Source organism: Candidatus Infernicultor aquiphilus (genome assembly GCF_002784285.1).
GTDB classification, from domain to species: Bacteria; Atribacterota; Phoenicimicrobiia; order Phoenicimicrobiales; family Phoenicimicrobiaceae; genus Infernicultor; species Infernicultor aquiphilus.
The window spans coordinates 194-9,526 of record NZ_PFKO01000223.1; the positions used below are offsets into that span (position 1 = coordinate 194).

General features: G+C 31.6%; 10 protein-coding genes. All 10 read right to left on the reverse strand.

The features are described from left to right. Positions 1–197, reverse strand: a 197-nt coding sequence (locus tag COZ07_RS05780) for a hypothetical protein (RefSeq protein ID WP_406607625.1), incomplete at its 3' end; no start/stop codon positions are given. Then, positions 194–1,474 carry a phosphopyruvate hydratase gene (eno, locus tag COZ07_RS05785; RefSeq protein WP_406607626.1) on the reverse strand — a complete coding sequence of 427 codons (1,281 nt, stop codon included), beginning with the start codon at positions 1,472–1,474 and terminating at the stop codon, positions 194–196. The genes COZ07_RS05780 and eno, both read right to left, overlap by 4 nt. A gap of 72 nt (positions 1,475–1,546) precedes the next feature. Further along, a complete protein-coding gene (mgtE, locus tag COZ07_RS05790; RefSeq protein ID WP_406607627.1) occupies positions 1,547–2,914 on the reverse strand; it encodes a magnesium transporter in 1,368 nt (455 codons plus the stop codon). A gap of 74 nt (positions 2,915–2,988) precedes the next feature. After that, complete coding sequence (locus tag COZ07_RS05795; protein ID WP_406607628.1) at positions 2,989–3,282, reverse strand: RNA-binding S4 domain-containing protein; 294 nt, start codon at positions 3,280–3,282, stop codon at positions 2,989–2,991. Between the two features lie 283 nt (positions 3,283–3,565). Then, positions 3,566–5,044, reverse strand: a complete 1,479-nt coding sequence (gene lysS / locus COZ07_RS05800; protein WP_406607629.1) for a lysine--tRNA ligase — start codon at positions 5,042–5,044, stop codon at positions 3,566–3,568. 263 nt (positions 5,045–5,307) lie between these two features. Beyond that, positions 5,308–5,781 (reverse strand): transcription elongation factor GreA, encoded by a 474-nt coding sequence (greA, locus tag COZ07_RS05805; protein WP_406607634.1) that lies wholly within the window; start codon positions 5,779–5,781, stop codon positions 5,308–5,310. A gap of 191 nt (positions 5,782–5,972) precedes the next feature. Further along, complete coding sequence (locus COZ07_RS05810; protein ID WP_406607630.1) at positions 5,973–7,163, reverse strand: aminotransferase class I/II-fold pyridoxal phosphate-dependent enzyme; 1,191 nt, start codon at positions 7,161–7,163, stop codon at positions 5,973–5,975. A gap of 33 nt (positions 7,164–7,196) precedes the next feature. Next, positions 7,197–8,105 carry a quinate 5-dehydrogenase gene (locus COZ07_RS05815; RefSeq protein WP_406607631.1) on the reverse strand — a complete coding sequence of 303 codons (909 nt, stop codon included), beginning with the start codon at positions 8,103–8,105 and terminating at the stop codon, positions 7,197–7,199. Positions 8,106–8,133: 28 nt separating this feature from the next. Continuing rightward, positions 8,134–8,706: a helix-turn-helix domain-containing protein gene (locus tag COZ07_RS05820; protein ID WP_406607632.1), complete on the reverse strand. Its 573-nt coding sequence runs from the start codon at positions 8,704–8,706 to the stop codon at positions 8,134–8,136. 150 nt (positions 8,707–8,856) lie between these two features. Then, positions 8,857–9,333: aminomethyltransferase beta-barrel domain-containing protein (locus tag COZ07_RS05825; RefSeq protein ID WP_406607633.1), on the reverse strand; the 477-nt coding region annotated here is incomplete at its 5' end.

The following is a 9,333-nucleotide window of genomic DNA, read 5'->3' on the forward strand; positions in this document are numbered from 1 at the left end:
AACGATTCTACTTCTTCTGATAAATTTATATTTTTTAGTTTTAACTCTTTTATATCTGATTCCAGTCTTTTAATATCTTCTTTTAGTTGTAAGGTCTTAGCATATTTATCTGAAAATAAAAAAACTATATAAAATATTAAAACTAAAATTAAAGCCCAAATTATTTTCGAATGAAATATTGACCTAATCGATATCATTTTATATTAAATACTGCCTTCCCACGATAAATTGCCAATTCTCCTAATTGTTCCTCAATACGCAGCAATTGATTGTATTTGGCAATTCGTTCCGTTCTACAAAGAGAACCAGTTTTAATTTGTCCAATATTAGTCGCCACAGCTAAATCAGCAATAGTAGTATCTTCTGTTTCTCCGGAACGATGAGAAATTACCGCAGTAAAACCTGCTTTCTTTGCAGTCTCAATAGTATCTAAAGTTTCTGTTAAGGTTCCTATCTGATTTAATTTTATTAAAATCGAATTAGAGGCTTTTAGCTCAATCCCTCGACTAAGTCTCTTCTTGTCAGTAACATAAAGATCATCCCCTACAATCTGTACTTTATGACCTAATTTTTGGGTAAGTTTTTGCCATCCTTCCCAATCGTCTTCGGCTAAGCCATCTTCTAGAGAAATTATAGGATATTTTTCTACTAATCCAGTATAATAATCTATCATCTCATGGGAAGTTCTAACTGTTCCTTCTCGGGATAATACATATTTCCCACCTTGATATAGCTCTGAAGCAGCCGGATCTAAGGCTATATAAATATCCTTACCTGGCTCGTATCCTGCTTTTTTAATTGCTTCTACTATTAGTTGAATCGCCTCTTCGCTTGATTTTAAATTAGGAGCAAAGCCACCTTCATCCCCAACTGCCACATTATATCCTTTTTCTTTTAATACTTTCTTTAAAGTATGAAAAGTTTCCGCCCCCATCCGCAGGCTCTCCCGAAAATTAGCACCGCCGGCCGGAACAATCATAAATTCCTGAAGATCCACTCCGCTATCTGCATGTTTTCCCCCATTTAATATATTCATCATAGGAACAGGAAGTTCTTTTGCATTTACTCCCCCAATATAACCATATAAAGGCAACCCAAAAAATTCTGCTGCAGCTTTTGCTGTAGCAAGAGATACACCTAAAATAGCATTGGCTCCCAAACGACTTTTATTTGGAGTCCCATCAAGTTTAATTAACAGGCTATCAATTAATAATTGATCTGTGGCATCATATCCGATAATTTCAGGGGCAATAATCTCATTTACATTCTCGACCGCCTTAAGAACTCCTTTTCCTAAGTACCTTTTTGGGTCACCATCTCTTAATTCAATAGCCTCATGCGCGCCGGTACTGGCTCCGGATGGAACTTGAGCCACTCCTATAGCTCCGCTTTCCAGTTCTACTTCCACTTCAACAGTGGGATTTCCTCTTGAATCTAATATCTCTCTGGCATAAACTTCAAATATTTCACTCATCTTATCCCTCTCCTCTCAATTTATTTAATAAAATATTAAATTATGGTCACCTAAATTAATTAAAATTTAATTTTATATACCAAAATGTTTAAATAAAAAAGAACCCAAGCCAAAATAAATTAACAAGCCACTCACATCAATTGCAGTGGTAATAAAAGGACCGGCAGAAATTGCTGGATCAATCTTGATTTTTGTAAAAATTAAAGGTAATAAAGCCCCCATAGTCGTAGCTGTAATCATAGTCACACCTAATGATATCCCTATTAATAGACCTAATAAATAATTGTTCTGCCATAAAAGTGCTATAAAAGACATAACTACCCCCGCAACTAAACCTATTATACACCCTACTTTAACTTCAGCCCATATATTCTTCCACAATTCATCTATTTCAATTTGCCCGGTAGCTAAAGCACGAACAGTAATGGTGGAGGATTGAGATCCTACGTTTCCACCCATATCCAAAATCATGGGAATAAAAAATGCCATAGCTATTATAGTTTGCAATATCCCAGAATGATATTTTATAATTAAACCAGAAATAATATCACCAGCTAAGCATATAAATAACCAAGGAATTCGAGCCTTTGCTCTAGTTAATGAATTTGCCTTAATAAGTTTATCTTCATATACCTCAGAAGAACCAACCATCTTATGAATATCTTCAGTAACCTCTTCTTGCATAACATCGATAACATCATCAACAGTGATAATACCTAATAATACACCTCTCTTATCAATAACTGGCAGAGCTGAAAAATCATAATCTGAAATTACCCGAGCCACCGTTTCTTGATCTTCAGTATCTAACACACTTATTACATCTTCTTCCATAACCTCAGATATCTTAGCCTTAGGATTTGCAATAATTAAATCTCGTAAAGAAATAACTCCAATTAATCTTTCTTTCTTGTCTATAATATAAATATAATAAACCATCTCTGCTTCTGGGTTAAGCTCTCTTATCTTGTTTATTGTCTCCTCGGCAGTAAGATCCTCAGGCAAGGCTATAAACTCATTGGTCATTATACTTCCAGCTGTATTCTCTTTATGTTTTAATAATTCTTCTATCCCTTCGGCTTCTTCTTTAGGCATTAAATCTAACAATTCTCGGGACTCTTGAGGAGTTATTTTCCCTAAAAAATCAACTGCCTCATCGGTGTCCATTTCCTCTAAGATATCAGAAGCTTTCTCTTTACCCAGAGTTTCCATTATTTTAGTTTGTAATTCTGAACTTAATTCTGAAAGTAATTCAGCAATTTTTTCATCATCTTTAAGCAATTTAAATAGTCCAATGGTTTGTTCTAATAATAAATAATCAGTTAACTCAGCAAACTCTGTAGGGTGCAGATCATCAATAATTTCTTTTATTTCTTGAATCTTTTTTTCTTCTAATAACTTTATTATTTTTTCTGAAATTTCTTTTATCTTATCTTCCATTGGTTCAAAACCTCTTTTATTGGCTGGTAAAGCAAAAATATAGCCCGAAATTCATAATTATTTTTATTAAAATTTCAATCTTCTTCTTTTTTAATCTCTTTTATTACTTCATATAAGGAACTTGCCCCCTCAGCTGGAATATTCTTTAGGGGAACTTCTATTACTTTTGCTCGTAGGATTTTGGTTGTAAAATTAATTTCTAATTCATCGCCAGTCTTTATTTCATCTCCTGCTTGGGCAATTCGATTATTAACTTTAATGCAATTAGCGAGACAAGCTTTTTTAGCTTCTGTTCTCCTTTTTATTAGTCTACTTACTTTTAAAAATTTATCTAATCTCATATGTTTATCAATTACCCAATTAGCCAATTGACCAATTTACCAATTAATATAGTCGTTAGTGAACAGTTGTTAACATATCGTATTGCGTATCGCGTACCACGTATCACGTTAAAGAAATTAGGATTCAGGTGTAGGGGGCACAATAAATTGTGCCCTTCTTTTGTAATTCATAGACAGACGAGCCTGCCCTCGTGAAAACGGGGGACGTCTGTCCTACGATTAGTCGCATAACCGCTAACCAACTAACAAATTTCTGTTTTTTTTCCTTTCTTCACTATATACTCAATACTCGATACTATATACTGTTTTATTATTTTGATTTTAATTGAGGAAAAAGTATAACTTCTTTAATTGAATCAGAATTAGTAAGTAACATCATTAATCTATCAATTCCTAAACCTAAACCACCTGCGGGGGGCATACCATATTCTAAAGCTTCAATATAATCTTTATCCATAAAGTGACTTTCCACATCTCCTGCTTCTTTCTTGGCTACCTGTTCTTCAAACCGACGTTTCTGTTCTGCTGGATCATTTAATTCGGTAAAGGCATTTACTAATTCCATTGAACTGATAAATAATTCAAAACGTTCTACTAATTCTGGATTGTCTTTCTTCTGTTTGGATAGAGGGGAAAGCTCAAGAGGATAATCAAGAACAAAAGTTGGTTGAATTAAAGTTGGTTCTACAAATTTTTCAAAAAGTTCATTGGCAATTTCACCTCTATTTATATTACCTTTTATATCCAAACTATATTTTTTTACAATTTCATTAAAGTCTTTTTTAGAGATTTTATCTACCCGGAGTCCTACCGCTTCTTCTATTGCCTTAAACATGCTTATTCTTTCCCAGGGAGGTGTAAAATCAATTTTATTTCCCTGATATTCAATTTCTAAACTTCCTAAAACATTTTTAACTAGATAGGTTATCAACTCCTCGGTAATTTGCATCATACTGTAATAATCACCATATGCTTCGTATAGCTCTAACATGGTAAATTCAGGATTATGTTTAGTAGAAATACCTTCATTTCTAAAATTACGACTTAACTCATATACCTTTTCGAGCCCCCCAACTAATAAACGTTTTAAATATAGTTCTGGAGCGATCCTTAGATAGAAATCCCTATGAAGAGCATTATGATGGGTAATAAAAGGAAGAGCTGTAGCTCCACCAGGAATAGGTTGCATTATAGGAGTTTCAACTTCTAAATAGTTCCTATTATCTAAAAAATTCCTTATAGACTGTATTACTTTGCTTCTCTTAATAAAAATCTCCCTGACTGATGGATTAACTATTAAATCTAAATATCTTTTTCTATATCTTATTTCTACATCTTTGAGTCCATGCCATTTTTCAGGTAAACTGCGTAATGATTTACATAAAAGTGTAAATTCTTCAACTAAAACAGTAATTTCGCCAGTTCTAGTTTTAAAAATTAATCCTGAAACTCCTAAAATATCTCCAATATTAATTTTACTAAAAAGCTCAAAAACCTTCTCTTCAATTTTATTAGACCTTATATAAATTTGAACTTTTCCATTTATATCTTCAATATCAGCGAATATAGCCTTCCCATGTTTTCTTAAAGCCATTAATCTCCCAGCTATAATAACCTTTTCCTTAGTACATTCGCCAATCTGCAAATTTTTATTTTTTTCTATTAAATCTTTTATTTGATAAGTTCTGATAAATTTATGTCCAAAAGGATCAATACCTTCTCTTTTTAATTCTCTTATCTCTTCCCATTTATTAGATATAATTTCTGCGGTATTCTTTTTTATATCCATCTGATTCACCTCTTTTTTCTCTTATGGCAAAATATTATTTTGAAAAATATAAAAATATAATATTAAAATTATTATAATATTAGTTTTTAGCATATCTTTTGGATTAATTTATATTCTAACTAGGTTTATAATCAATTTATTAAAAAGGTTAAAAATAAATAATGAACAAAGTATCTTTATATTTTAATATTTTTAATAACTTTGTTCATTATTGCAATTTTAATAATTATTTATGCCACTAAAGTAAATAATCAATATATAAATTATTTAATATCTAAAATTTTATATTTAAGATACCCCGCCGGGACTCTAATTTCTACTATATCACCTTTCTTTTTTCCTAAAAGTGCTTTCCCAATCGGTGAAGAAGTAGATATTTTCCCAAAATCGGGTTCTGATTCAACATAATCTAAGATAATATAGGTAATCTTTTGATTATTTTTTAAATCTTTAACTATCACTTCTGAACCAAGAGATACAAAATTTAAATCCTTATTTTCTTCATCTATCAATTCATAATTTTCAATAATTTTTATTAAAGTTAAGATTCTACCTTCGATAAAGGCTTGTTCGTTTTTAGCTGCGCTATACTCGGCATTTTCGGCAATCTCCCCAAAAGTTACAGCATTCCTGATTTTTTCAGCAATATCTTTTCTTTTTACTGTTTTGAGATAATAAAGTTCTTCTTCAACTTTTTTCAAACCTTCTTTGGTTAACATTACCTTTTTATCGAGCATCATAATATCTCTCCTTATTGGAAGTTATATATTCTATTATTCTATGCATTTCATAGTAAATAATAAATATTTTTCCTTAAAAATATAAATATAAGCACTATTAATTTTTATAACAGTGCTTATACATCTAATAATCTTTATTAGAGATTATAAGGTATTCATATTTTCTTGTCAAATAAATTTATTAATTGCTAAATCAATCCTAATTTTTCCCCAGCTTTTTTAAAAATATCTAAAGCTTTATCAATATCTTGAGAAGTATGGTTTGTAAGGACATGAGCCCTGAGTCTATTGGTACCTTTAGGAATTGCCGGGAAGAGGATAGGACATATAAATATCCCTTCATCATTAACCATTTTGCATAGATTTAAAGTATCCTTTTCGTTACCTATTATAAGGGGAACGATAGCAGTAATACTGCCACCTGTATTATAACCTATAGAATTTATCCCTTCTCTAAATTTCTTCATGTTCTTATGTAAATTCTCTATACGTTCTGGTTCATCTTCGATAACTTCCAAAGCAGCTTTAGCAACAGCAGCTGTTACTGGAGGAAGAGGAGCGGAAAAGATAAATGGCCTTGAATTATGTCTTAAATAATCAATCATATCTTTATTTCCTGCTATATATCCTCCTACAGAGGGGATAGTTTTACTTAAGGTTCCCATATTAATATCTACTGTATTCTTTAATCCGAAGTATTCCTCTATACCGTGACCTGTTTTACCTAAAACTCCAATAGAATGAGCTTCATCCACCATTACTTTAGTATTATATTTTTTAGCTAAACGTGATATCTCTGGTAAATTAGCTACATCTCCCTCCATACTGTATACTCCATCTACTATTACTATTTTATTAACAAATTCTTCAGAATTAGCTAAAATTCCTTCTAAACTCTTCATATCATTATGTAAAAAAGTTTTATATCTTGCTCCGGAAAGTATGCATCCATCAATAATACTAGCATGATCTATTTTATCAATTACAACTAGATCTCCTCTTTGATAGAGAGAAGTAATCGCTGCCAAATTAGTAACATATCCACTTGTATAAGTAATTGCATCTTCTGCACCCTTGAACTCAGCAATTTTTGCTTCCAATTCTTCATGCACTTTAGTAGTCCCTGACAATAGTCTAACACCAGATGTCCCTACTCCATATTTTTCAATAGCTTTAATAGCTGCTTCTTTTAATTTAGGGTGATTAATTAATCCTAAATAGTTATAAGAAGCAAACATTATTTTTTCTTTTTGGTCAATTAATACCCTTGATTCTGATGTATTTTCTACAGTTTTTAAATAAAAAAAAGTATCATTTTCTTTCATTCTATCAACTCTTCGTTTAAGTTTATTTATTCTATCTTCTAATAGAACTCCCATTTCTCTTCCTCCTTCTCTTAATAAAAATCTTATCTAATTTAACTTTTCAATCCTCGGTTTAAAGCCTATTTTTTCTATCAATTTTAAATAATCTTCTGGATTCAATTCTTGGGGAGATTTTCCAGATATTGCCAAAAGAGTGGCTTGAAATACATTGGTTCCAAAAGACCTTCCATTTAATTCGGGGGTAGTAGTAATTAAATAACTCACCCCCCTCTTCTTGAGATCCTCCACATTAGAACTGGTAACCGTATTGGTGATAATTATTTTTCCTTTCATATCTTGAGGCATATATTGACTTATACCTAAATAATCACCGGCAACTATATCGGCATTTTGAAAATATTTAACATACTTTAAATTCGACTTTTCCTGTTTCTTGCCGGTGGGATATAAATATTTTATGGGAACATAAACTAATACTGGTAAAAGCAAACGAGCTAAAATTTCAACACTTTTAAAAGAATGAAGCGGGATAGGAATATTTAAAGAAAAAATCAAATCTCCAAAGGTCATCTCACACCCTGCTTCTATTAAACCCTCCGCCATACCAAATCTATCTACCGTAATAGTTACTAAAGCCTTTTTCCCTTTGAAAACTATATCAGTCTGAGTCTCAACATATTTCACCACATTCTTTTCTAATACATATTTTATCCCGGTACCGTCTACAATAGGGGTCTTTTTAATAACTTTTACTATTCTTTCCGATTCTTTTATAGTATATCTTTTCCCACCAGGTCCGGAATACAAATATAAGTCTGTTCCCCCTAAACCAAAAGCATCAACTTTACCATCGTATTCTTGGAAAATTTGCATCATCCTCTGAACATTGCCATCAGTTCCTCTTCTTTCGATTTCAACTTTCTCTCCTAAAATCTCTATCTCCACCTTATGATCTCTAGTTGAAGAACCTAAGCTAACTCCTAAAATTCTTTTCATTTTAGTCCCTCCTTAATTAAACTATAAATTAATTTTTCGCCTGTTTTACTATTTCTATTATTTCTTTAGGGTCAACATATTTACTCTCCTTTATAGGTGAATGGCCAATAACAATACCGATTACCTGAACACTAAATATTTTTTCCACTAGTGGTACCCTCATATCTGAACCCATAAAAATAATTAAATCAAAATCGGCCAGATTAACAATTATTTCCATAATTTCATTAAATAATTCACTCTTCCCTTTTCTCTTTATAAACTCAAAACGTTCTTTTTGGGTAAAAAGTAAAACATATTCAATCCCTAACTCTTCTGCTAAACGGGTTAATTCCTCTTTGTTTTTAATAGGAAAACCGATCAAGGCAATTCTTTGACCTCTTCTTATTTCCCCCAAGCTTTCTAATCTAGAGACAAAAGTTCTTTCAATCCCTAATTTACGAGCTACCCCTTCTTGAGTTACTCCTTTAGCTCTCCATTCTAAAATCTTATTGATTTCTTTATTTAATTTTTCTTTGCTTATAACCTTTTCCCCAATTCGAATAAACTGCATTTCACAAATACCTCTGTATACATTTTTGTATACAGTTATATATAACATAAATTTTCTGTAATAGCAACTTTTTTGAAAAATAAATGTTAATACTTTAAAGAAGTTATCTTAAATTCTTCCTTCTTGGTAGTCATTATTTGCAGATTTGAAGGGAAAGTAAAAAATGAAAAAAGTTCCAAATTTCAGGATAAAAGGCCACTATTGATCAATGATTCCACCTCCTAATACTATATCTCCCTGGTAAAATACCGCTGACTGTCCTGGAGTAATCGCTCTTTGGGGTTTCTCAAAATTAATTAGTATCTTGTTGTCTTGGTAAGAAGAAATAGTTGCCGGGGATTTTTTACTATTGTATCTTATCTTTACCTCAACTTTTTTAGAATCTGCAAGTTTATCATCGGAGATAAAATTTAAATCTTTAATTATTAATTGGTCTTGATAAAGGTCTTCTTCCTTGCTCAAAATAACGGTATTTTCTTTTCGATCTATTTTTATTACATATTTCCTGGCATTCGAAGATATGCCCAACCCTTTCCTCTGACCAATAGTATAAAAGGGAATACCCTGATGTGCCCCTAATATGTTTCCCAATTTATCTATAAACTTACCCAGTTTTATGTTTTCTGAAACATTCTGCCTTAAAAATCTCCTATAATCGCCTTCTCGAATAAAACA

Bases quoted from the DNA above. Each gene is read 5' to 3' on its own strand.
- eno (WP_406607626.1), bottom strand. From the start codon at position 1,474: ATGAGTGAAATATTTGAAGTTTATGCCAGAGAGATATTAGATTCAAGA.
- mgtE (WP_406607627.1), bottom strand. From the start codon at position 2,914: ATGGAAGATAAGATAAAAGAAATTTCAGAAAAAATAATAAAGTTATTA.
- lysS (WP_406607629.1), bottom strand. From the start codon at position 5,044: ATGGATATAAAAAAGAATACCGCAGAAATTATATCTAATAAATGGGAA.
- greA (WP_406607634.1), bottom strand. From the start codon at position 5,781: ATGCTCGATAAAAAGGTAATGTTAACCAAAGAAGGTTTGAAAAAAGTT.
- COZ07_RS05810 (WP_406607630.1), bottom strand. From the start codon at position 7,163: ATGGGAGTTCTATTAGAAGATAGAATAAATAAACTTAAACGAAGAGTT.
- COZ07_RS05815 (WP_406607631.1), bottom strand. From the start codon at position 8,105: ATGAAAAGAATTTTAGGAGTTAGCTTAGGTTCTTCAACTAGAGATCAT.
- COZ07_RS05820 (WP_406607632.1), bottom strand. From the start codon at position 8,706: ATGTTATATATAACTGTATACAAAAATGTATACAGAGGTATTTGTGAA.